General features: G+C 64.6%; 17 protein-coding genes and 1 tRNA gene. 4 read left to right on the forward strand and 14 right to left on the reverse strand.

From position 1 onward, the window contains the following. Positions 1 to 97: 97 nt before the first annotated feature. The 7 genes from lon to QT382_RS15240 form a co-directional block, all read right to left on the reverse strand. Entirely contained in the window at positions 98 to 2,509 is a 2,412-nt protein-coding gene (gene lon, locus QT382_RS15210; RefSeq protein WP_289254943.1) for an endopeptidase La, read from the reverse strand. Between the two features lie 98 nt (positions 2,510 to 2,607). Next, a complete protein-coding gene (gene clpX, locus QT382_RS15215) occupies positions 2,608 to 3,879 on the reverse strand; it encodes an ATP-dependent Clp protease ATP-binding subunit ClpX (protein ID WP_289254944.1) in 1,272 nt (423 codons plus the stop codon). 122 nt (positions 3,880 to 4,001) lie between these two features. Further along, positions 4,002 to 4,610 carry an ATP-dependent Clp endopeptidase proteolytic subunit ClpP gene (clpP, locus tag QT382_RS15220; RefSeq protein ID WP_289254945.1) on the reverse strand — a complete coding sequence of 203 codons (609 nt, stop codon included), beginning with the start codon at positions 4,608 to 4,610 and terminating at the stop codon, positions 4,002 to 4,004. A gap of 130 nt (positions 4,611 to 4,740) precedes the next feature. Further along, positions 4,741 to 6,054, reverse strand: a complete 1,314-nt coding sequence (gene tig, locus QT382_RS15225) for a trigger factor (RefSeq protein WP_289254946.1) — start codon at positions 6,052 to 6,054, stop codon at positions 4,741 to 4,743. Positions 6,055 to 6,077: 23 nt separating this feature from the next. Then, positions 6,078 to 6,164, reverse strand: a tRNA-Leu gene (locus QT382_RS15230). 135 nt (positions 6,165 to 6,299) lie between these two features. Then, positions 6,300 to 9,425, reverse strand: a complete 3,126-nt coding sequence (locus QT382_RS15235) for an efflux RND transporter permease subunit (RefSeq protein WP_289254947.1) — start codon at positions 9,423 to 9,425, stop codon at positions 6,300 to 6,302. Between the two features lie 15 nt (positions 9,426 to 9,440). Next, positions 9,441 to 10,556 carry an efflux RND transporter periplasmic adaptor subunit gene (locus QT382_RS15240; RefSeq protein ID WP_289254948.1) on the reverse strand — a complete coding sequence of 372 codons (1,116 nt, stop codon included), beginning with the start codon at positions 10,554 to 10,556 and terminating at the stop codon, positions 9,441 to 9,443. Between the two features lie 171 nt (positions 10,557 to 10,727). Between QT382_RS15240 and hpnC the strand changes: the two genes are divergently transcribed. Genes hpnC through QT382_RS15260 form a run of 4 tightly spaced genes read left to right on the forward strand, consistent with a single transcriptional unit; the run spans position 10,728 to position 14,516 of the window. Next, the gene (hpnC, locus tag QT382_RS15245) at positions 10,728 to 11,591 is read left to right on the forward strand and encodes a squalene synthase HpnC (RefSeq protein WP_289254949.1); all 864 of its coding nucleotides are present in this window, start codon (positions 10,728 to 10,730) and stop codon (positions 11,589 to 11,591) included. Next, positions 11,588 to 12,436 (forward strand): presqualene diphosphate synthase HpnD, encoded by an 849-nt coding sequence (gene hpnD / locus QT382_RS15250; RefSeq protein ID WP_289254950.1) that lies wholly within the window; start codon positions 11,588 to 11,590, stop codon positions 12,434 to 12,436. Before hpnC ends, hpnD begins: the two co-directional genes overlap by 4 nt. Further along, a complete protein-coding gene (hpnE, locus tag QT382_RS15255) occupies positions 12,400 to 13,752 on the forward strand; it encodes a hydroxysqualene dehydroxylase HpnE (RefSeq protein ID WP_353957278.1) in 1,353 nt (450 codons plus the stop codon). Before hpnD ends, hpnE begins: the two co-directional genes overlap by 37 nt. After that, positions 13,749 to 14,516, forward strand: a complete 768-nt coding sequence (locus QT382_RS15260; RefSeq protein ID WP_289254951.1) for an IclR family transcriptional regulator — start codon at positions 13,749 to 13,751, stop codon at positions 14,514 to 14,516. Before hpnE ends, QT382_RS15260 begins: the two co-directional genes overlap by 4 nt. Before the next feature lie 21 nt (positions 14,517 to 14,537). Here the strand turns inward: QT382_RS15260 and pbpG are convergent, their stop codons facing one another. The 7 genes from pbpG to QT382_RS15295 form a co-directional block, all read right to left on the reverse strand. Beyond that, a complete protein-coding gene (gene pbpG, locus QT382_RS15265; protein ID WP_289254952.1) occupies positions 14,538 to 15,536 on the reverse strand; it encodes a D-alanyl-D-alanine endopeptidase in 999 nt (332 codons plus the stop codon). 79 nt (positions 15,537 to 15,615) lie between these two features. Further along, a complete protein-coding gene (locus QT382_RS15270; RefSeq protein WP_289254953.1) occupies positions 15,616 to 17,157 on the reverse strand; it encodes a 2-isopropylmalate synthase in 1,542 nt (513 codons plus the stop codon). Between the two features lie 28 nt (positions 17,158 to 17,185). Then, positions 17,186 to 18,892: a 2-isopropylmalate synthase gene (gene leuA / locus QT382_RS15275; RefSeq protein ID WP_289254954.1), complete on the reverse strand. Its 1,707-nt coding sequence runs from the start codon at positions 18,890 to 18,892 to the stop codon at positions 17,186 to 17,188. A 207-nt stretch (positions 18,893 to 19,099) separates the two neighbouring features. Beyond that, entirely contained in the window at positions 19,100 to 19,942 is an 843-nt protein-coding gene (gene pssA, locus QT382_RS15280; RefSeq protein WP_289254955.1) for a CDP-diacylglycerol--serine O-phosphatidyltransferase, read from the reverse strand. A gap of 75 nt (positions 19,943 to 20,017) precedes the next feature. Next, positions 20,018 to 21,034, reverse strand: coding sequence for a ketol-acid reductoisomerase (gene ilvC / locus QT382_RS15285; protein ID WP_289254956.1), 1,017 nt, complete (start codon positions 21,032 to 21,034; stop codon positions 20,018 to 20,020). 50 nt (positions 21,035 to 21,084) lie between these two features. After that, complete coding sequence (gene ilvN / locus QT382_RS15290) at positions 21,085 to 21,576, reverse strand: acetolactate synthase small subunit (protein ID WP_289254957.1); 492 nt, start codon at positions 21,574 to 21,576, stop codon at positions 21,085 to 21,087. Between the two features lie 165 nt (positions 21,577 to 21,741). Continuing rightward, positions 21,742 to 23,532 carry an acetolactate synthase 3 catalytic subunit gene (locus QT382_RS15295; protein WP_289254958.1) on the reverse strand — a complete coding sequence of 597 codons (1,791 nt, stop codon included), beginning with the start codon at positions 23,530 to 23,532 and terminating at the stop codon, positions 21,742 to 21,744. Positions 23,533 to 23,724 lie beyond the last annotated feature (192 nt).

Below are 23,724 nucleotides of genomic sequence, written 5' to 3' on the forward strand. Positions count from 1 at the left end.
GCTGGACTTTAGGTCCTGCGCCGTCTGCGCTGAAGCAGCTATTCTATACCGAATTTCTCTACTCGTGCAAGGCTCTTCCGTCTTGCACGAGTCAGGTTCAGTGAGTCGCCGTCGGCGGTGCCACCACTGCAGTTTCTGCCTTGGCGGCAACGGCCGGCTCCTCGTCCGGCAACGGCACGGGGTTCGATTCGAGCGCAACTTCGAGCACCCGGTCGATCCAGCGCACCGGCACGATCTCGAGCTGGTTCTTCACGTTCTCCGGAATGTCCTGCAGATCCTTGACGTTCTCTTCCGGGATCATCACGGTCTTGATGCCGCCGCGGTGAGCCGCGAGCAGCTTTTCCTTCAGGCCACCGATGGCGGTGACTTCACCACGCAGCGTGATTTCGCCGGTCATCGCCACGTCTGCGCGAACCGGGATGCCGGTCAGGGCCGAAACGAAGGCGGTCGTCATCGCGGCACCAGCACTCGGGCCGTCCTTGGGCGTAGCGCCATCCGGCACGTGGACGTGCACGTCGCGCTTCTCAAAAGCCTCGTCCTTGATACCCAGGCGACGGGCTCGCGAACGAACCACGGTGCGCGCGGCCTCGACCGATTCCTTCATCACGTCGCCCAGCGAGCCGGTACGGATGATGTTGCCCTTGCCGGGCATGGCCGTAGCTTCGATGGTCAACAGATCGCCACCGACTTCCGTCCAGGCCAGGCCGACAACCTGACCAACCTGGTTGGTCTTCTCGGCACGGCCGAAGTCGTACTTGCGTACGCCCAGGAAGTCGTTGAGGTTTTCCTCGTGCACCACGACCTGGCCTTGGTAGGTCTTGAGCGCCAGGCCCTTGACCACCTTGCGGCAGATCTTGGAGATCTCACGCTCCAGCGAACGCACGCCAGCTTCCCGCGTGTAGTAGCGGATAATGCCGCGGATGGCCGACTCGGTGACGTCCATCTCGTCGTCCTTGACGCCATTGTTCTTGCGCTGTTTGGGCAGCAAGTAGCGCTGGGCGATGTTGACCTTCTCGTCTTCGGTGTAACCCGACAGACGAATCACCTCCATCCGATCCAGCAGGGCCGGTGGAATGTTCAGCGAGTTCGAGGTGGCCACAAACATTACATCGCTGAGGTCGAAGTCGACCTCGATGTAGTGGTCACCAAAGGTGTGGTTCTGCTCGGGATCCAGCACTTCCAGCAGAGCCGATGACGGGTCTCCACGGAAGTCCATGCCCAGCTTGTCGATCTCGTCGAGCAGGAACAGCGGATTGCGCGTACCCACCTTGGACAGCGACTGCAGCACCTTGCCCGGCATGGAGCCGATGTAGGTGCGACGGTGACCGCGGATCTCAGCTTCGTCACGCACACCACCCAGAGCCATGCGGACGAACTTGCGGCCGGTGGCGCGCGCCACCGACTGGCCGAGCGAGGTCTTACCGACGCCCGGAGGGCCGACCAGGCACAGGATGGGCGCCTTGACCTTGTCGACGCGCGCCTGCACCGCAAGATATTCAAGGATGCGGTCCTTGACCTTGTCGAGGCCGTAATGGTCTTCGTTCAGCACTTCCTCGGCATGGCCCAGGTCATGCTTGATCTTGGTCTTCTTGCTCCAGGGCAGGCCGACCAGGGTGTCGATGTAGTTGCGCACCACAGTGGCTTCAGCCGACATCGGCGACATCAGCTTGAGCTTCTTCAGCTCGGCCTCGGCCTTCTTGCGCGCTTCCTTGGGCATGCGCGCGGCCTGGATCTTCTTGTCCAGCTCTTCCAGGTCGGCGCCTTCTTCGCCGTCGCCCAGCTCCTTCTGGATGGCCTTGACCTGCTCGTTCAGGTAGTACTCGCGCTGGCTCTTCTCCATCTGGCGCTTGACGCGGCCACGGATGCGCTTTTCCACCTGCAGGATGTCGACTTCATGCTCGAGCAGATCCAGCAGCTTCTCCAGCCGCTTGGACACTTCGGACAGATCAAGCACCGCCTGCTTGGCGTCCAGCTTCAGCGGCAGATGCGCGGCGATGGTGTCAGCCAGCCGACCGGCATCGTCGATACCGGCAATCGAGGTCAGGATCTCGGGCGGGATCTTCTTGTTAAGCTTGACGTATTGGTCAAATTGCTGAGTCACCGCGCGACGCAGCGCCTCGACTTCGGGTTTGGTGTCGGCCTCGGGCGGGATAGGCAGCACGACGGCGCTGAAATGCTCCTCGCCATCGGTGATCTCCTGCGTGCTGGCGCGTTGCAGGCCTTCCACCAGCACCTTCACCGTGCCATCAGGCAGCTTGAGCATCTGCAGGATGCTTGAGACGCAGCCGACCTCGAACATGTCTTCGGGCTTGGGCTCGTCCTTGCCGGCGGCTTTCTGGGCCACCAGCATGATCTGGCGGCCGGCTTCCATCGCCGCTTCCAGGGCCTTGATGGACTTGGGGCGGCCGACGAACAGCGGAATCACCATGTGCGGGAACACCACCACGTCTCGCAGCGGCAGCAGCGGCAGGGTGATGGGTTCGGCGGGCAGAACGGGATGACCGGACATGAAAACCTCTCTTTCTCAGGCCGATCTATGGCCTGAGAGAACAATTGCAAGGCGCTGCTTGGGCGGGCGGCGGTGGGCGGCTTTCAATGCGGCTGGTGTCAGGCGCTGGCCTTCGACTCACGATAGACCAGCAGGGGCTTGGCATCCTCCTCGATGTTGTGCTCGTCCAGGACAACCTTGGCCACGCCATCAAGGGCGGGCAACTCGAACATGGTGTCGATCAGCGCATGCTCCATGATGGAGCGCAGACCGCGGGCACCGGTCTTGCGAGCCAACGCCTTGCGCGCAATCGCACCCAAAGCCGATGGCCGGACCTCAAGCTCCACACCGTCCATAGAGAACAAGTGCTGGTACTGCTTCAGCAAGGCGTTCTTGGGCTCGGTGAGGATCTGCACCAGGGCGTCTTCCGTCAGCTCGCCCAGCGTGGCGACCACCGGCAGGCGGCCGACCAGTTCGGGAATCAGGCCGAACTTGATCAAGTCCTCAGGCTCGACTTCGCGGAACACTTCGGAGACGCGACGCTCGCTCTTGCTCGTGACCGAAGCGCTGAAGCCGATGCCGGACTTCTCTGAACGGTTCTGGATCACCTTCTCCAGGCCATCGAAAGCACCGCCGCAGATGAACAGGATGTTGGTCGTGTCGATCTGCAGGAAGTCTTGATTGGGATGCTTGCGTCCCCCCTGAGGCGGCACCGAAGCCATCGTACCTTCGACCAGCTTCAGCAGGGCCTGCTGCACGCCCTCACCCGACACATCGCGGGTGATCGAGGGGTTGTCGGCCTTGCGTGAGATCTTGTCGATTTCGTCGATATAGACGATGCCGCGCTGGGCACGCTCGACGTCGTAATTGCAGTTCTGCAGCAGCTTCTGGATGATGTTCTCGACATCCTCGCCCACGTAGCCCGCCTCGGTCAGCGTGGTCGCATCGGCGATCACGAAAGGCACATTGAGCAGGCGTGCCAGCGTCTGGGCCAGCAACGTCTTGCCCGAGCCCGTCGGACCAATCAGCAGGATGTTGCTCTTGGACAGCTCAATGCCGTCCTTGGCGCCGCCACCGGTCATGTGACGCAGCCGCTTGTAGTGGTTGTAGACCGCCACCGACAAGGTTCGCTTGGCCACATCCTGGCCGATCACGTAGTTGTCCAGGCTGGCCTTGATCTCGCTGGGCACCGGCAGATCGGACTTGCTGGCGCGGGCCTGCGGAGCCTCGGTCGGCGTTTCGTCGCGGATGATGTCGTTGCACAGCTCGATGCATTCATCGCAGATGAACACCGAGGGGCCTGCGATCAGCTTCTTCACCTCATGCTGGCTCTTGCCGCAGAAGGAGCAGTACAGAACCTTTTCGCTGGAATTGCCTTTTTTCTCGGCCATGGATTCGCTCGACAAACTTCAGGCGCGGGTCGCCTGAACTGATGATAGTTCAAATGAGAAGAGGGCCCTTTTTCGGAAAAGGGCCCCTTGGCGGCACCAGTTGGCACCGGTTGTCGCTTTGATCAGGGGCGCTTGCTGATCACCTGGTCGATCAGGCCGTAGCCTGCGGCCTCGTCGGCGGACATGAAATAGTCGCGCTCGGTGTCGGCCTGGATCTTTTCCAGCGGCTGGCCGCTGCGCTCCGCCAGGATCTTGTTCAGCTGGTCACGGGTCTTGAGGATCTCGCGGGCGTGGATCTCGATGTCCGTGGCCTGGCCCTGTGCACCGCCCAGCGGCTGGTGGATCATGATCTTGGAGTTCGGCAGCGCAAAACGCTTGCCCTTGGCCCCAGCCGCCAGCAGGAAGGCGCCCATGCTGGCCGCCATGCCCATGCACAGGGTCGAGACCTGGGGCTTGATGAAGTTCATCGTGTCGAAGATCGACATGCCGGCCGAAACACTGCCACCCGGCGAGTTGATGTACAGGTTGATGTCCTTGTCCGGGTTCTCGCTCTCCAGGAAGAGCAGCTGGGCAACGACCAGGTTGGCAACGGCATCATTGACCGGGCCGACCAGGAAGATCACTCGCTCGCGCAGCAGACGGCTGTAGATGTCGTAGGCGCGCTCACCGCGGCCCGACTGTTCGATGACGATGGGCACCATGCCCAGGTTGCTTGTCTCAAGCGCGCTCATGCAGCAAATCCTCGAATAAGAAACATTGCGTGTCCGGCGATTATGTCCGCTCGCCGACGGACCCGCCGGAAACGACAAGGGCGCCGGCCTTGCGGCACGGCGCCCTTGGTGGGCACTACCCGGCGGGCAATCAGTTGCCGGCGGCCATCAGCTCATCGAACGGCAGGGCTTTGTCGACGATCTTGGCCTTGGCCAGCACGAAGTCGGTCACGTTGTTCTCGACAACGACAGCCTCGACTTCAGCCAGGCGCTCGCGGTCGCTCAGGTACCAGCGGACCACGTCGGCCGGCTTTTCATAGCTCTGCGACAGCTCTTCGATGTGGGCTTGCAGTTGCTCGGGCTTGGCTTGCAGGTTGTTGGCACGGACCAGCTCGCCGACGACCAGGCCCAGGCGCACGCGGCGCTCGGCCTGCGGCTTGAACAGCTCTTCGGGAATCGGGGCCTTGTCAGCATCCTTGACGCCGCGCTTCTTCAGGTCTTCGCGGGCACCGGCGACCATGCGCTCGGTCTCGCCAGCCACCAGGGCGTTCGGGATGTCCAGCTCGGCCACGGCGACCAGGGCATCCATCACGGCGGCCTTGTTGCGGGCCAGCACGCGGAACTTCACTTCGCGCTCAAGGTTCTTCTTGATGTCGGCGCGCAGGGCCTCGACCGTGCCGTCCTTGATGCCAAGGGCCTTGGCGAAGGCCTCGTTCACTTCGGGCAGGTGCTGGGCCTCGACCTTCTTGATCGTGACCAGGAAGTCAGCTTCCTTGCCGGCGACGTCAGCACCGTGATAGTCAGCCGGGAAGGCCAGCGGGAAGGTCTTGCTTTCGCCCGACTTCATGCCGCGCACTGCCTTCTCGAAAGCCTCGAGCATCTGGCCTTCGCCGACCAGAAACTGGAAGCCTTCGGCCTTGCCGCCGGCGAACGGCTCGCCGTCGATCTTGCCTTCGAAGTCGATGGTCACGCGGTCGCCTTCGGCCACCACATCGGCCGCAGCGCGCTGGGCGAAGGTGCGGCGCTGCTTGCGCAGGATCTCGACGGTCTTGTCGATAGCTTCTTCGCTGACGTCGCTGGCGACGCGCTCGACCTCGGCCGTGGCCAGGTCACCGATCTTGACTTCCGGATAGATCTCGAAGGTGGCGTCGAAAGCCATGGTGCCTTCGGCAGCCTGGTCCTTCTGGGCGATGCGCGGCATGCCGGCAACGCGCAGCTTGGCTTCGTTGGCGGCGCTGGCGAAGGCTTCGCCGAGCTTGTCGTTCATCACTTCGTACTGCACCGAGTAGCCGTAGCGCTGGGCCACGACGCTCATCGGCACCTTGCCGGGACGGAAACCGTCGGCCTTGACGGTACGGGCCAGCTTCTTCAGGCGGGTCTCGACTTCGCTGTTGATGTCAGCGGCCGCCAGCGTGAGCGTGATGCGGCGTTCGAGCTTTTCGAGGGTTTCGACGGTAACGGCCATGTTGGACTCAATACAAAGTTAGCTGGTGCGCGGGGCCGGACTCGAACCGGCACGCCGGTGAAGGCGTCAGGACCTAAACCTGGTGCGTCTACCAATTTCGCCACCCGCGCGGCGTTTGTTCCAGGCCTGCCGCCGCTGAAAAAACTGCGGCGACACACCTGTGGCGATTCGGCAAACCGGCGATTGTAGCCGCTTCGAAACGCGAAAAATCAGCCCCCCGAGAATCGGGTGGGCTTGGCCATTTTTCAGACCGGTCGACGCACCCGGAACCAGGCCGCGTACATGGCCGGCAAGGCAAGCAGCGTCAGCACCGTAGCGACGATCAGTCCGCCCATGATGGCCACGGCCATCGGCCCCCAGAACACCGAGCGCGACAGCGGCACCATGGCCAGCACCGCAGCGGCGGCCGTCAGCACGATGGGCCGGAAGCGGCGCACCGCCGATTCGACGATGGCATCCCAGGCCGGCACGCCCCGCTCGCGGTCCTGCTCGATCTGGTCGATCAGGATCACCGAGTTGCGCTGGATCATGCCCATCAGCGCGATCACCCCCAGCAGCGCAACGAAGCCGAACGGACGGTTCAACAGCAGCAGCGCCCCGGCCACGCCAGCAATGCCAAGCGGACCGGTCAGGAACACCAGCATGGCGCGCGAGAAGCTCTGCAGTTGCAGCATCAAGAGCGTGAAGGTGATGAACAGCATCATCGGCACGCCGGCCGCGATCGAGCCCTGCCCCTTGCTGCTTTCCTCCACCGCGCCGGCCACGTCGATGTGATAGCCCAGCGGCATCTTGGCCTGCAGCTTTTGCAGCTCCGGCCAGATCTCGGCCGTGACCGTGGCGCCCTGCATGCCCTCGACCACGTCGCCCTGCACCGTCACCGCGTAGTTGCGGCCCTCGCGCCACAGCACGCCCGGCTCCCAGTCGAATCCGACCTTGGCGATCTGCGTCAGCGGAATTGCGCGGCCGCTGGCCGTGGGGACATAGGCATTGGCGATGTCCGAGATCGCATTGCGCTCGTCGGCCGGCTGGCGCAGCACGATGTCGATCAGGCGATCACCCTCGCGGTACTGGCCGACTATGGAACCCGACAGCAAGGTACGCGAAGCCTGGGCCAGGCTCTGGCTGGTGACGCCGAGCGCGCGTGCCTTGTCCTGGTCCACGTCCAGCTTCAGCGCCTTGACCGACTCATTCCAGTTGTCGTTAACACCGCGCATGTGAGGATTCAAGCGCAGGATGGCCTTGGCCTGATCGGCCCAGGCCCGCACCGTCTTGACGTCCTGGCCGACGACGCGGAACTGCACCGGATACGGTACCGGCGGACCGTTGGGCAGCAGCTTCACGCGGCCGCGCACGTCCGGGAACTCGCTGGCCAGCAGGGCCGGGAGGCGCTGGCGCAGCGTCTCGCGCTCTGCCAGGCTCTTGGGCAGCACGATGGCCTGAGTGACGTTGGACTGCGGGAACACCTGGTCCAGCGGCAGATAGAAGCGCGGCACGCCGCTGCCCACCCACATGGTGACCGAGGAAACACCGGCCTCGCTCATCATCCGCGCCTCGAATCGCTTGGCGACAGCCTCGCTCTGCTGGATGGTGGCGCCCTCGGGCAGCCAGAGGTCGACCATGATCTCGGGCCGGCTGGAGTCCGGGAAGAACTGCTGTTGCACCTTGCCCATGCCGACCAGGCCGAGCGCGAACAGCAGCACGGTCATGCCAATGGTCTTCCAGCGATGCTCGACGCACCAGTTCACCATGCGGCGGAAGCGGCTGTAGAACGGCGTGTCGAACAGCTCATGCGGCTCCTCGGCGCCATGCGGCCTGACCTTGAGCAGCAGCGCGCCCAGATAGGGCACGAAATAGACCGACACCACCCACGAGATCATCAGCGCCGCGGCCGTGACAGCAAAGATGGCAAAGGTGTATTCGCCGGTCATTGATTTGGCGAGGCCGATGGGCAGGAAGCCGACCGCCGTGATCAAGGTGCCGGTCAGCATCGGCATGGCAGTCACGTCGTAGGCGAACGTGGCCGCATGCATCTTGTCGTAGCCCTCTTCGAGCTTGCGCACCATCATCTCCACCGCAATGATGGCATCGTCCACCAGCAGGCCCAGCGCGATGATCAGCGAGCCCAGCGAGATCTTGTGCAGGCCCACGCCCCAATAGAACATGGTGACGAAGGTGATCGCCAGCACCAGGGGGATGGTGATTGCCACGACCAGGCCGGGCCAGATGTCGATTCGCAGCGGCCGGGTATGCAGGCCCAGCGAGATGAAGCTGACAGCCAGCACCACCACCACCGCCTCAATCAGCACCTGGACGAACTCGTTGACCGAGCGCGCCACGGCCTGCGGCTGGTCTTGCACCTGCTGCAGCTCGATGCCGGCAGGCAGGCCCGAGCGGATCTGCTTGGCCACCTTCTGCAGGTTCTTGCCCAGGGCGATGATGTCGCCACCCTTGCCCATGGACACACCCAGGGCGATCACTTCCTTGCCCTGGTGCCGCACCTTGACCGCCGGCGGGTCCGAATAGGCGCGCTGTACCGTGCCTATGTCGCCCAGCTTGATCGAGGTGGCGGCGCCCGTGGCCGGGTTGAAGCCGCGGATCGGGAATTCCTTCAGCGCATCGACCGAGTTCAGCTGGCCGGCCACGCGCACCTGCAGATTGCTGCTGCCGGCGTTGAGCACGCCGGCGCCTTCGACCGCGTTCTGCGCATTCAGTTGACCGACGACCTGATTCAGGTCCAGGCCCAGCTCGGCCAGGCGCTTGTGCGAGATCTCGACGAACAACTTCTCGGGCTGCACGCCGAACATCTCGACCTTGGCCACGTCGGTGACCTTCAGCAGCTCGCTGCGCACCCGCTCCGCATGCTGACGCAGTTCCTCGAGGGAAAAGCCTTCGGTGGTCAAGGCAAAGATCGAACCATAGACATCGCCGAACTCGTCATTGAAGCCCGGGCCAAGCACGCCTTGCGGCAAAGTCGGCCGCATGTCGCCGATCTTCTTGCGGACCTGGTACCAGACCTCGGGCACTTCCTTGGGCGGCGTGTTGTCGCGCAGCTGGAAGATGGTCAGCGATTCTCCCGGCTTGGTGTACGAGCGAATCTTGTCGGAGTAAGGCACCTCCTGCAGCGTGCGCTCGATCTTGTCGGTCACCTGCTCGGCCACCTGCTGGGCGGTCGCGCCGGGCCAGTAGGCCTGGACCACCATGGCGCGGAAGGTGAAGGGCGGATCCTCGTCCTGGCCCAGCTGGAAATAGGCGGCGAAGCCCATCACCATCAGCACCACCATCAGGTAGCGCGTCAGGGCCGGATGCTCAAGCGCCCAGCGGGAAACGTTGAAGCTGGAGCTCACCTGCGAGCGGCTCGGCGTGCTGTTCATGCGCGGGCTCCCGGATCAGCGCGAGGCCGCGGGCTGAACGGCCGCCGGCTTGCCCGGCGTCTCGTAGCGACGCACCTTCTGACCCGGGGTCAGCACATGGACGCCGGCCACCACCACTTCCTGGCCAGGCGTCAGGCCGGCGGCAATCACGACCTCATTGCCATCAACGCCACCCACCTGGACCGCTTGCGACTTGACCGTCATCGACGGGCCATCGAGCACCCACACGCTGCTCTTGCCCTGCAGTTCGAGCACAGCGCTGAGCGGCAGCTTGATGACGTTGTTGGTGCGAGGGAGTTCCAGCAGCACCGTGGCCGTCTGGCCTAGCTTCAATTCACCCCGGCCGGCATCGGCCTTGAAGAGGAAGGTGCGGGTCACGGGATCGGCCGCCGCCGACACCTCGCGCAGCGTCAGCGGCTGCACGGCCTGGCCCTGCCCCCAGGGCCGGATCTTCAGAGCTCCTGACTGGCTGGCCGCGGCGCGCAGCAGGCTGACCTTGTCTTCGGGCACGGCGAACACCACGTCGCGCGGGCCGTCCTCGGCCACACGCACGATGGGCGTGCCAGCCCCGACCACCATGCCCGGCTCGGCATCGACGCCGGTGACCACGCCAGCATGGTCAGCGAGCAACTGTGCATAGGTCGCCTGGTTGCCCTGGACGCTGGCCTGGGCGCGCGCCTGTTCCAGCTGAGCCTGGGCTGCCTTGAACGCGGCATCGCGCCGCTCCAGTTCAGCCGCGCTGATGAAGCCCTGCTCGCGCAGTTCCATGAAGCGTTTCAGTTCGGCGCCGAGTTGGTCGCGATTGGTTCGCGCGGCCAGCATGGCTGCCTTGGCGGCTTCCTGCGCCAGCACCAGGTCCTGCGAATCCAGTTGCGCCAGCACCTGGCCCGACTTGACCATGTCGCCGAGGTTGACTTTGCGGCTAAGCAGCTTGCCGCCTACGCGGAACGACAGTCTAGATTCGGTCCGCGCCTTCACCTCGGCAGCGAACTCCAACACCATGCCGGCGCTGGCACTGTCCAGCTTCAAGGTCCGCACTGCCCGCTCGGGCTCCGGGGCGGCCGCCTGCTTGCTGCAGGCAGCAAGCGCCGCCAGGGCAAGGAGGACCAGGGCAGTTCGAACTTTGGGCATGAGTACCTCGTGAATGGCAGACCCGGCCGACGCCGGGCCTGGCAAAGACCCGCGGCAAGCCCGTACTGCAGTAACTGACTAATCGGTCAGTAATGTATTCAGCCCCCTCCGGACTGTCAAACCGCCGGCGAGGGACAAGGCCACCGCGGGGCCTCGACAAATGCACCCACAATGCCGCTCGTGAGCATAGAGCACTACGAGAATTTTCCTGTCGCTTCCTGGCTGTGCCCGCCGCGTCTGCGGCCGGCTGTCGTCGCCATCTACGGTTTCGCACGCACCGCCGACGACTTGGCCGACGAAGGCGAAGACACGCCGGCCCAAAGAGCGCAGGACCTTCAGGCCTACCGTGCCGACCTGCATGCCATGGCGCGCGGCGCCCGCTGGTCGCATCGCTGGGCCCCAGTCTTCGACAGGCTCTCGCCCCAGTTCTCGCAGCATGGACTTCCGCTGCAACTGCTCGACGATCTGCTGGACGCCTTCCTGCAAGACTTGCACAAGCAGCGCTATGCCGACCGACCCGAGCTGCTCGACTACTGCCGCCGCTCGGCCAATCCCGTGGGCCGCCTGCTCCTGCATCTCTACGGCGTCACAGATCCAGAAGCCTTGCGTCGCTCCGACGCCATCTGCACCAGCCTGCAGCTGATCAACTTCTGGCAGGACCCGAGCCGCGACATCCCCAACGGCCGCTGCTATGCGCCGGCCAGCGACTTGGCCCGGCACGGCATCGACAGCGAGACCTGGCTAGCGGGGCAAGACAGCAGCGCAACGAAAGCCAGCTTGGCCGATCTTTGCGCCTGGGCCGGCGAGCTGATGGAGTCCGGCGCGCCACTGGTTCATCAGATTCCGGGACGGGCCGGCTGGGAGTTGCGCCTGGTCGTGCAGGGCGGGCTGAGGATTCTTGAGAAAATCGCCGCCATGGATTTCGCCACGCTGCGGCAGCGCCCTGCCCTCAATGCCCTAGACACCCTGCCCATGATGTGGCGCGCGCTGTTCATGCGCGCCAGGCAAGACCTGGCCCTGGAGGCACGCTCTTGACCCCCGAGCAGTACGTGCAGGACAAGGCGGCCAAGAGCGGCTCCAGCTTCTACTACGCCTTCCTGTTCCTGCCACCGCCGCGCCGCGCCGCGATCACGGCCTTCTACGCCTTCTGCCGCGAGGTGGACGACGTGGTCGACGAGATCCAGGACACCGGCGTGGCCGCCACCAAGCTTGCCTGGTGGCGCAAGGAAGCCGCCAGCGCCTTCGCCGGCCAACCCCAGCATCCGGTGATGAAGGCGCTGATGCCGCACTGCGAGGCCTACAGCATCCGATTGGAACACCTGATGGCGGTGATCGACGGCTGCCAGATGGATCTGGAGCAGACGCGCTATCTGGACTACCCCGGCCTTCAGCGCTACTGCCATCTGGTGGCCGGCGTGGTCGGCGAGGTGGCGGCCCGCATCTTCGGCCAGCAGCACGAGCAGACGACGGCCTATGCCCACAAGCTGGGACAGGCCATGCAGCTGACCAACATCATTCGCGACGTCGGCGACGACGCGCGGCGAGGCCGCATCTATTTGCCGGTCAGCGAGCTGCAGCAGTTCGACGTGAAGGCCCACGAGATCCTCAAGCGCGACAAGCCCTGGGGCTACAGCGAGCGCTTCACGGCGCTTATGCAGTTCCAGGCCCAGCGGGCCCATGCGCTCTACGACGAGGCCTTCGCCCTGCTGCCCGAGGCCGATCGCCAGCCGCAGAAGCCGGGCCTGATGATGGCCAACATCTACCGCGCCCTGCTGCGCGAGATCGAGGCCGAGCAATTCCAGGTGCTGCACCAGCGCATTTCGCTGACGCCGCTGCGCAAGCTGTGGATAGCGATGCTCACCAACTGGCGCGGCCGCTGATGGCGGCTGTGCGGCCGCGAGTCGCAGTCATCGGCGGCGGCTGGGCGGGGCTGGCGGCTGCAGTCCGGGCCTGTGAATTGGGTGCACAGGTCGCCCTGTTCGAGATGGCTGCGCAGTTGGGCGGCCGTGCCCGCAGCGTCAGCGAACGGGATCCTGGCCTCGACAACGGCCAGCACATCTTGATCGGCGCGTATTGCGACACGCTGAGCCTGATGCGGCATGTCGGTGCCGACCCGGACAAGTTGCTGCTGAGAACGCCGCTACGCCTGCGCTATCCAGACCATGAAGGCCTGCGCCTGCCGGGCGGGCAGCCCTTGCTCTCATTCCTGCGCGGCGTTCTCAGCTATGGCAACTGGCCCTGGTCGGCTCGCTGGCGCTTGCTCGCTCAAAGCACGATCTGGCTGGCCAAGGGCTTTCAATGCGAGCCGGAACTCAGCGTGGCCGACCTTTGTGCCGGCCTGCCTCGCCCGGTGTTGAAGGACCTGGTCGAGCCGCTCTGCGTCGCCGCGTTGAACACGCCGGCCGACCAGGCCAGCGGCCAGGTGTTTCTGCGGGTACTCCGGGACGCGCTGTTCAGCGGACCGGGCTCGGCTGATCTGCTGTTGCCCCGCAAGCCGCTAGGCGACCTGCTGCCTGAGCCGGCAGCCGCCTGGCTGAACGCGCACGACGCGACGCTCAAGCTGGGCAGCCGGGTTCAGGCTTTGGAAACCATGAGCGACGGTAGCTGGCGTGTCGATGGCGAGCGTTTCGATGCCGTTCTGCTGGCCTGCCCGCCCATGGAGGCCGCACGGCTGGCTGCCGCGGTAGCACCGGCTTGGGCCGAGCAGGCCCTGGCCCTGCGCTACGAGCCCATCGTCACCGTCTACCTGCGATGTGAAGGCCAAAGCCTGCCGGCGCCCATGATCGCCCTGCACGAGTCGCCGTCGGCGCCGGCCCAGTTCGCCTTCGACCATGGCCAACTGAGCGGCCAGCCGGGTCTGTTCGCCTTCGTCATCAGCGGCGCGCGACCCTGGGTCGAAGCCGGACTGGATGCCACCACCCAGGCTGTCGAGACGCAGGCCAAGACCTGCTTCGGCTGGAATGGCGCCATCGAACGCGTCCGCACGCTGGCCGAAAAGCGAGCGACCTTCGCCTGCACGCCAGGTCTGCTGCGCCCCGCCGCAGCCATCGCGCCCGGCCTTTGGGCGGCCGGCGACTATGTGGCGGGTCCATATCCCGCAACGCTGGAGGGCGCCGTGCGCTCCGGTCTCGCCGCCGCGACAGCTGCCGTTTCGCCATGCAAAACGATGGGGAAATCGCACACAATCGCCGCATGAAAAACAAAGAGCTCGCCACGCCCGCCATCCAGGTGCTGGAACGCACCTTCGCCTTGTTGGACGTGCTGGCCAGCCACCAGGATCCGGTGTCGCTGAAGCTGATCAGCGAGTCGACCGGCCTGCACCCCTCCACCGCTCACCGCATCCTGAACGACCTGGCCATAGGCCGCTACGTCGATCGGCCCGAGGCTGGCAGCTACCGCCTAGGCATGCGGCTGCTGGAGCTGGGCAACCTGGTCAAGGCCCGGCTCGACGTGCGCGACGCTGCCCTGGGCCCCATGCGTGAGCTGCACAAGTTCACCCATCAGCCGGTCAATCTCTCGGTGCGCCAGGGCGACGAGATCGTGTACATCGAGCGCACCTATTCCGAGCGTTCGGGCATGCAGGTGGTCCGCGCCGTGGGCGGCCGGGCGCCGCTGCACCTGACCTCGGTCGGCAAGCTCTTCCTGGCCAGCGACGACCCGCAGCGCGTACGGTCCTATGCCACGCGCACCGGCCTGGCCGGTCACACCAAGAACAGCCTGACCGAGATCGGCGCACTGGAACGCGAGATGGCGCTGGTGCGTCAGCGCGGCGTGGCCCGCGACGACGAGGAACTAGAACTTGGGGTGCGCTGCATGGCCGCCGGCATCTACGACGACCAGGCCAAGCTGGTGGCCGGCTTGTCGATCTCGGCACCGGCTGACCGGCTGGAAGAAGGCTGGAGCACGCGGCTCAAGGAAACGGCCGCGCAGATCTCGTCGGCCCTGGGCTACCGCGGCTGAGCGCCGCTGCCAGCTGAAGGCTTATTCGGCCTTGCTGCCCAGCGCGGTGAGTCCGCCGGGGTTGTTGGTGGTCAGCCACTTGCGGATGCGCTCGGCATCGCCGATACGGGCGTATTTGCCGGTCGAATCGAGGAAGACCATGATCAGCTTGCGACCCGCGAGCTGAGCCTGCATCACCAGGCATTTGCCGGCCTCGTTGATGAAGCCGGTCTTTTGCAGGCCGATGTCCCAGTCGCGGCTGCGGACCAGGCCATTGGTGCTCTGGAAAGCCAGCTGGCGACGGCCGACCGTCACGCTGTAATTCTTGGAGGTTGAGTACTCACGCAGCAGCGGCACCTCATGCGCCACCTTGACCAGGGCCGCCAGGTCCTTGGCGCTGGACTGGTTGCGGCTGGACAGGCCGGTCGGCTCGACATAGTGGGTGTCGTCCATGCCCAGGGACTTGGCCTTGGCATTCATGGCCGCGACGAAGGCCTCCTCGCCACCGGGATAGTGGCGGCCCAGCGCATGGGCGGCACGGTTCTCGGAGGCCATCAGGGCCAGGTGCAGCAACTCGCCGCGCGGCAGCGAAGTGCCAACGGCCAGGCGCGAGCCAGTGCCCTTCTCGGTGTCCTTGTCAGCGTCGGAAATGGTCAGCTTCTCGTCCAGCGGCAGGCCCGCCTCGACGACGACCAGGGCGGTCATCAGCTTGGTGATAGAGGCGATGGGCAGCACCGCCTCGGGATTCTTGGAAAACAGCACCTCGTTGGTGTCCTGGTCCAGGACCAGGGCCACGCTGGACTTCAGGTCCAGCGGGTCGTCCACCGAGTGCAGGCCATAGAGCTGGCCGAACGTGGGGGCGGCGACGATGGCGGCCTTGCGCGGAGCCTTGGCGGCCGGCTTGGCCTTGCGCACGCTTTGCTGGTTGGTCTTGCTGGCGGTGGCGGCCTCGGCTTGCCCGCTCAGGAGCAGGCCGCTTGCCATCAGGCTACCGCACAGTACGGCCGACGAGACAAAGGTGGCAATCGACTTCAAACGCATCCCCATGAGACCAGGGCGGCAGTCTATTTGATCGGCAAAACTCCTGCAAGATCAAAAACTTAACCGCTACTGTTCAAGTTCAACCTTGCGCTGCGACGCGCTCGGTCTTGCTTTGCAGCTTGTTCAAGGCGCTCAAATATGCCTTGGCCGATGCGACCACGATATCGGGGTCGGCCCCGACACCGTTGACGACCCGGCCCGCATGCTGCAGACGAACCGTGACCTCGCCCTGCGATTCTGTGCTGCCGCTGGTGATTGCGTTCACTGAGTACAGGATCATTTCTGCGCCACTTTGCACGGCAAGCTCGATTGCGCGCAGCGTGGCGTCCACCGGACCGTTGCCGTCGCTCTCCATCCGATGCTCGACGGCACCGGCGGCGAACACGATGCTGGCATGCGGCCGCTCGCCCATTTCCGATCGCTGCGACAGGGCCAGCAGCCGGTAATGCTCCTGCTCAGCTGTAACAGACTCGTCCATCACCAGGGCCAGGATGTCCTCGTCGAAGATCTCGTTCTTGCGGTCGGCCAGGTCCTTGAAACGCAGGAAGGCCGCATTGATCTCGGCCTCGGACTCCAGGGCGATGCCCAGTTCCTGCAGGCGCTGCTTGAACGCGTTGCGGCCGGACAGCTTGCCCAGCACGATCTTGTTGGCGCTCCAGCCCACGTCCTCGGCCCGCATGATCTCGTAGGTGTCGCGCGCCTTCAGCACGCCGTCCTGGTGGATGCCCGAGGCATGAGCAAAGGCATTGGCGCCGACCACCGCCTTGTTGGGCTGGACCACGAAGCCGGTGGTCTGCGAAACCATTCGCGAAGCCGACACGATCTGCGAGGTGTCAATGCCCACGTCCAGGCCGAAATAGTCGCGGCGGGTCTTGACCGCCATCACCACCTCTTCCAGCGAGCAATTGCCGGCGCGCTCGCCCAGGCCGTTGATCGTGCACTCGACCTGGCGCGCGCCACCGATCTGCACACCAGCCAGCGAATTGGCCACCGCCATGCCCAGATCGTTGTGGCAATGGACCGACCAGACGGCCTTGTCCGCGTTGGGCACCCGCTCGCGCAGCGTGCGAATGAAGTTGCCGTACAGCTCGGGGATGGCATAGCCCACGGTGTCGGGGATGTTGATCGTGGTCGCGCCCTCGGCGATCACCGCCTCGACGACGCGAGCCAGGAAGTCCGGATCCGAGCGGTAGCCGTCTTCGGGCGAGAACTCCACGTCGCCGCACAGATTGCGGGCAAAGCGCACGGCCAGCTTCGCCTGCTCCAGCACCTGCTCGCGGGTCATGCGCAGCTTCTTCTCCATGTGGAGTTCGCTGGTGGCGATGAAGGTGTGGATGCGCGAGCGGACCGCGCCCTTCAAGGCCTCGGCTGCACGCGAGATGTCCCGATCGTTGGCGCGCGCCAGCGAGCAGACCGTGCTCTCACGTATCACGTCGGCAATCGCCTTGACCGCCTCGAAGTCGCCGTTGCTGGAGGCCGCAAAGCCGGCCTCGATCACATCGACGCGCAGGCGTTCCAGCTGACGGGCGATGCGCAGCTTCTCGTCCTTCGTCATCGAAGCGCCGGGCGACTGTTCGCCGTCGCGCAGGGTGGTGTCGAAGATGATCAGCTTGTCGGCCATGGCAGGACTCCCGTTGAGGCGATGGATCTTAGGCGACGGTCGCAGGGCGGCCGCCGACGATGGAGACGTGCTGCGCACGGCTCAGGCCCGAGGCGATGGCCTTCAGCGAGGCGCGAACGATGTTGCCGTCCATGCCAACGCCGAAGCGCGTCTGCGCCGCCTCGCCCTCGCCTATGCGCAGCTCCAGGTAGGCAACGGCGCGGGCATCGGCGCCGCTGCCCATCGAGTGCTCGTGGTAGTCCAGCACCCGCACCGGCACGCTGGTAGCCTTGACCAGGCCGGCGACGAAGGCGTCGATGGGGCCCGTGCCCTCGCCTTCGACGCTCACGCGGTGGCCCGACACCACGACCTCAGCTCGAAGGTGCACGGCATCGCGCCCCTGCTCCGTAATGCTCGGATTCACCACCTCGACCCGGGCCCGGTCGGCGATGGCGTATTCGCGCTCGAAAACATTCCAGATGTCGGCCGCCGACAGCTCCTTGCCGCTGTCATCCATCACGGCCTGCACCACCTGGCTGAACTCGATCTGCAGGCGGCGCGGCAGCTCAAGGCCATACTCGTTCTCCAGCAGGTAGGAAATGCCGCCCTTGCCCGACTGGCTGTTGACCCGGATCACCGCGTCATAGCTGCGCCCCAGGTCCTTGGGATCGACCGGCAGGTAAGGCATGTTCCAGATCTCACCTTCCTTGCGCGCCGCGAAGGCCTTCTTGATCGCATCCTGGTGCGAGCCGGAGAACGAGGTGTAGACCAGGTCACCCACATACGGGTGGCGCGGATGGACCGAAATCTGCGTGCAATGCTCGACGCAGCGACGCACCTCGTCGATGTCCGAGAAATCCAGCTCAGGGTCGACGCCCTGGGTGTAGAGGTTCAGCGCGATGTTCACCAGGTCCACATTGCCGGTGCGTTCGCCATTGCCGAACAGGCAACCTTCGATGCGGTCGGCACCCGCCATCAGGGCCAGTTCGCCAGCGGCCGTGCCGGTGCCGCGGTCGTTGTGCGGATGAACCGAGAGCACGATGGACTCGCGCCGCTCCAGATGCCTGTGCATCCACTCGATCATGTCGGCAAAGATATTGGGCGTGGAATGCTCGACCGTCGAAGGCAGGTTGATGATGCACTTGCGCTCAGGCGTCGGCTGCCAGACGGCTGTCACCGCATCGACCACGCGTTTGCTGAAGCCCAGCTCGGTGCCAGAGAACATCTCCGGCGAATACTCGAAGCGCCAGTCCGTCCCGCTCTGGCGGGCCGCGCATTCGACGATCAGGCGGGCATGCTCGGTGGCGAGATCAACGATGCCGTCCTCGTCCATGCCGAGCACCACCTGGCGCATCACCGGTGCCACCGCGTTGTAGAGGTGCACGATCACGCGCTTGGCACCGACCAACGCTTCGAAGGTCCGCTCGATCAGATGCGAGCGGGCCTGGGTCAGCACCTGGATGGTCACGTCCTCGGGGATGCGGTCTTCGTCGATCAGCATCCGCAGGAAGTCGAACTCGGTCTGCGAGGCCGAGGGGAAACCGACCTCGATCTCCTTGAAGCCCACCTTGACCAGCAGCTCGAACATGCGCAGCTTGCGCTGCAGGTCCATGGGCTCGATCAGGGCCTGGTTGCCATCACGCAGGTCGGTGCTCAGCCAGATCGGTGCGCGGCTCAGCTGGGCGTCGGGCCAGCGCCGGGCGGGCAAGGCGACCCGGGGGAAGGCTCGGTACTTCTGGTTCGGTTGCTTCAGCATGGTGCTTCCAAGGGGGTTCTCGGGAGCAACCAGCAGACTCGAACAAAAGCAAACGGCCCGCTGCTGGTTGCATACGGGCCGTTGAGGACTAAGACGCGTGGACGTGCTTGCCTAGCGAACCCGTAGGTCCTCTAGCGATAGCAGCAGCGTGCAAGCGAAGTTCATGGCGGCGAAATTTAGCATGGCTTGCCTGGAAAGGCTTCGCGATCAGTGGAGGCCGCGTTCGTCGGGCTCGTCGGTCGAGGTGGCGATCACGCTCACCGGCTTGCCCTTCATGCGCTTGTAGACATAGACCACATAGCCCGACAGGCCGTACAGGCAGAACACGCTGAACAGCACGATGGGCGGGTGGATGTTGATCACGGCGATGCCCAGGGCAATCGCGACGATCACGATGAAGGGCACGGTGCGCTTGAAGCTGATGTCCTTGAAGCTGTAGAACGGCACGTTGGTGACCATGGTCAGGCCGGCATACAGCGTGAAGCCGAAAGCCACCCAGGCCAGATGGGGCTGCGTGTGGACGGCGGTGTAGCCGAGATCGTCCATCACCCAGACCAGGCCGATGACCAGGGCTGCGGCCGCCGGGCTGGGCACGCCCTGGAAGAAGCGCTTGTCCACGACACCGATGTTGGTGTTGAAGCGGGCCAGGCGCAGGGCCGCGGCGGCGCAATAGACGAAGGAAGCGATCCAACCCAGCTTGCCCAGACCCTGCAGCGCCCAGACATACATGATGAGCGCAGGAGCCGCACCGAAGGACACCATGTCGGACAGCGAATCCATCTGCTCGCCGAAGGTGCTCTGGGTATTGGTCATCCTGGCCACGCGGCCGTCCAGGCTGTCCAGCACCATGGCGCAGAAGATGCCGTAGGCCGACTGCTCGAAGCGGCCGTTCATGGCCATCACGACCGCATAGAAGCCACCGAACAGGGCGGCCAGCGTGAACAGGTTGGGAAGAATATAGATGCCCTTGCGACGGGGTCGCACCGGCTCGGGCGTCTCCACGTCGTCGTCGTCCAGCTCGGGACGGGCATTGGCTTTGGGATCGGTCATGGGGCGGGAGGATACAACAGCGGTCCCAATGAAAAAGCCGCGGCGGGGCCGCGGCTTTCCTTGCGCAAGATCCGCTTAGTTCTTGCTCTGGTCGACCAGGCGGTTCTTCTTGATCCAGGGCATCATCGCGCGCAGCTTCTCGCCGACTTGCTCGATCGGGTGCTCGGCCGTCAGACGGCGGCGCGACAGCAGGGTCGGGGCACCGGCCTTGTTCTCCAGGATGAAGCTCTTGGCGTACTCGCCGGTCTGGATGTCCTTCAGGCACTGGCGCATCGCGTCCTTGGTGGCCGAGGTCACGACCTTGGGGCCGGTCACGTACTCGCCGTATTCGGCATTGTTCGAGATCGAGTAGTTCATGTTGGCGATACCGCCTTCATAGATCAGGTCGACGATCAGCTTCAGCTCGTGCAGGCACTCGAAGTAGGCCATTTCGGGCGCATAGCCGGCCTCGGTCAGCGTCTCGAAACCTGCCTTGATCAGTTCGACGGCGCCACCGCACAGCACGGCCTGCTCGCCGAACAGGTCGGTTTCGGTTTCTTCGCGGAAGTTGGTTTCGATGATGCCGGCCTTGCCGCCGCCGTTGGCGGAAGCGTAGGACAGGGCCAGGTCACGCGCCTTGCCGGTCTTGTCGGCATAGACGGCGATCAGGTGGGGCACGCCGCCACCTTGCGTGTAGGTGCCGCGCACCGTGTGGCCAGGGGCCTTGGGGGCGACCATCCAGACGTCCAGGTCGGCACGGGGCGTGACCTGGCCGTAGTGGACGTTGAAGCCGTGGGCGAAGGCCAGCGAAGCGCCCTGCTTGATATTGGGCTCGACCTCGCTCTTGTAGACACCGGCGATCTGCTCGTCGGGCAGCAGGATCATGACCACGTCAGCGGCCTTCACGGCCTCGGCGATCTCGGCGACCTTGAGGCCGGCGTTCTCGGCCTTGGCCCAGGAAGCGCCGCCACGGCGCAGACCGACGGTGACCTTGACGCCGCTGTCGTGCAGGTTTTGCGCATGGGCGTGGCCTTGTGAGCCATAGCCGATGATGGTGACGTTCTTGCCCTTGATGAGGCTCAGATCGGCGTCCTTGTCGTAGTAAACGTTCATGTCGGTCTCCAGGGAAAAATCAGGTCGGTGTTCGGGGTGGAAATTGGGAATCAGACGCGCAAGATGCGCTCGCCGCGGCCGATGCCGCTGGCGCCGGTGCGCACGGTCTCAAGGATGGCCGTGCGGTCGATGGCGTCTATGAAGGCATCGAGCTTGCCGGCGTCTCCGGTCAGCTCGATCGTGTAGGTCTTTTCGGTCACGTCGATGATGCGGCCGCGGAAGATGTCGGCGGTGCGCTTCATCTCCTCACGCTCCTTGCCGACGGCGCGCACCTTGATCAGCATGAGCTCGCGCTCGGTGTAGTGGCCTTCGGTCAGGTCGACGACCTTCACGACTTCGATCAGGCGGTTCAGGTGCTTGGTGATCTGCTCGATCACCTCGTCGGAGCCTGTGGTGACTATGGTCATGCGCGACAGTGAGGGGTCCTCGGTCGGCGCCACGGTCAGGCTTTCGATGTTGTAGCCCCGTGCAGAGAACAAGGCCACGACGCGCGACAGCGCACCCGGCTCGTTCTCGATGAGCAAAGCAATGATGTGTCTCATGTGAATCTTCGTCCTTCGCGCTCTTCAAACCGGCGGCGGTAACCGACGGCTCTTGGCCACGCTCTTCGATGGAGGGGATTGCTGGGTTGGTCCGCTGAGCGGCACGTCTGCCACCGGGTCAGGCCGGGCGCGGTAACGCCCGGCTTGCTCGGCAGCTTCAGCGCCTCACAGGTCTTCGGAGCCCAGCAGCATTTCCGAGATGCCCTTGCCCGCCTGGACCATGGGCCAGACGTTCTCGGTCGGATCGGTGCGGATGTCCAGGAAGACCGTGCGGTCCTTCAGGCGCTTCGCTTCGCGCAGCGCGCCCTCGACATCGCCGGGCTTCTCGACCAGCAGGCCCACATGGCCATAGGCCTCGGCCAGCTTGACGAAGTCCGGCAGCGCTTCCATATAGCTGTGCGAGTAGCGCTTGCCGTAGTCCAGCTCCTGCCACTGCCGCACCATGCCCAGGTAGCGGTTGTTCAGCGACACGACCTTGACCGGCGTGTTGTACTGCTTGCAGGTCGACAGCTCCTGGATGCACATCTGGATCGAGCCCTCGCCGGTGATGCAGAACACGTCGGCCTGCGGCTTGGCCAGCTTGATACCCATGGCGTAGGGCAGGCCCACGCCCATCGTGCCCAGGCCACCAGAGTTGATCCAACGGCGCGGTTCGTCGAACTTGTAGAACTGCGCGGCCCACATCTGGTGCTGACCGACGTCGGAGGTGATGTAGGTGTCGTCGTCCTTGGTCAGGTTCCACAGGGTCTCGACCACCATCTGTGGCTTGATCACCTCGCTGGACGACTTGTAGGCCAGGCAGTCGCGGCGGCGCCATTCGTTGATCTGGCTCCACCAGGCGTTGATCGCGGCAGCATCGGGCCGGGCCTGCGCCTCGCGGATCTGGTGGATCAGCTCCTGCAGCACGTCCTTGACGTCGCCGACGATGGGGATGTCGACGCGCACCCGCTTGGAGATCGACGAGGGGTCGATGTCCACGTGGATGATCTTGCGCTCGACCGAACCGAAGTGCTTGGGGTTGCCGATCACGCGGTCATCGAAGCGCGCGCCCACGGCCAGCAGTACATCGCAGTGCTGCATGGTCATATTGGCTTCGTAGGTGCCGTGCATGCCCAGCATGCCCAGGAAACGCGGGTCGCTGGCCGGCATCGAACCCAGGCCCATCAGCGTGTTGGTGCAGGGATAGCCCAGCAGGTCGACCAACTCGCGCAGTTCTTTGGAGGCCTCGCCCAGCACCACACCACCGCCGGTATAGATATAGGGTCGCTTGGCCTGCATCAGCAGTTGCACCGCCTTGCGGATCTGGCCGGAATGGCCCTTGCGCACCGGGTTGTAGGAGCGCATCTCCACATGGCTGGGGTAATTGAAGTGCGCCTTGTTCAGCGACACATCCTTGGGGATGTCCACCACCACCGGGCCGGGACGGCCGGTCCGTGCAATGTGGAAGGCCTTCTTGATCGTCACCGCCAGGTCACGCACATCCTTGACCAGGAAGTTGTGCTTGACGATGGGTCGGGTGATGCCGACGGTGTCGCATTCCTGGAAGGCGTCCAGGCCGATGGCGGGCGTCGGCACCTGGCCCGTGATGATCACCATGGGGATCGAGTCCATGTAGGCGGTCGCGATGCCGGTTACGGCATTCGTGACGCCAGGACCCGAGGTCACCAAGGCGACGCCTACGTCTCCAGTGGCGCGGGCATAGCCGTCTGCCGCATGGATAGCCGCCTGCTCATGGCGCACCAAAACATGCTGGATGGAATCCTGCTTGTAGAGCGCGTCGTAGATGTACAGCACGGCGCCGCCGGGATAGCCCCAAAGGTACTTGACACCTTCGGCCTGCAGGCAGCGAACGAGGATTTCAGAGCCGTTCGGCTCCGAGGAGGGGGGATTGGTTTGCGGTTGTGCACGGCTTTCCATAGCCGATGCACGCTTGACGTCCGCGGCAGACATGTCCATGTCGAACCTCTGTGAATTTCTCTAACGAAAAACCATCGGTGCCCCTTCTCGCGCCCTTGTGAGGCGGATTCGGAGCCTGCGCGGTCAAAAACGAGGCGCCCCGGTTGGGCGGCCAGCTTGAGACCCAGAACTCATTGTGCGAAGCAGCATTATGCACAGAATCCGCGGAGCCCCCAGGAATTCCCTAGGGCC

The organism is Pelomonas sp. SE-A7, assembly GCF_030345705.1.
GTDB lineage: Bacteria > Pseudomonadota > Gammaproteobacteria > Burkholderiales > Burkholderiaceae_C > JAUASW01.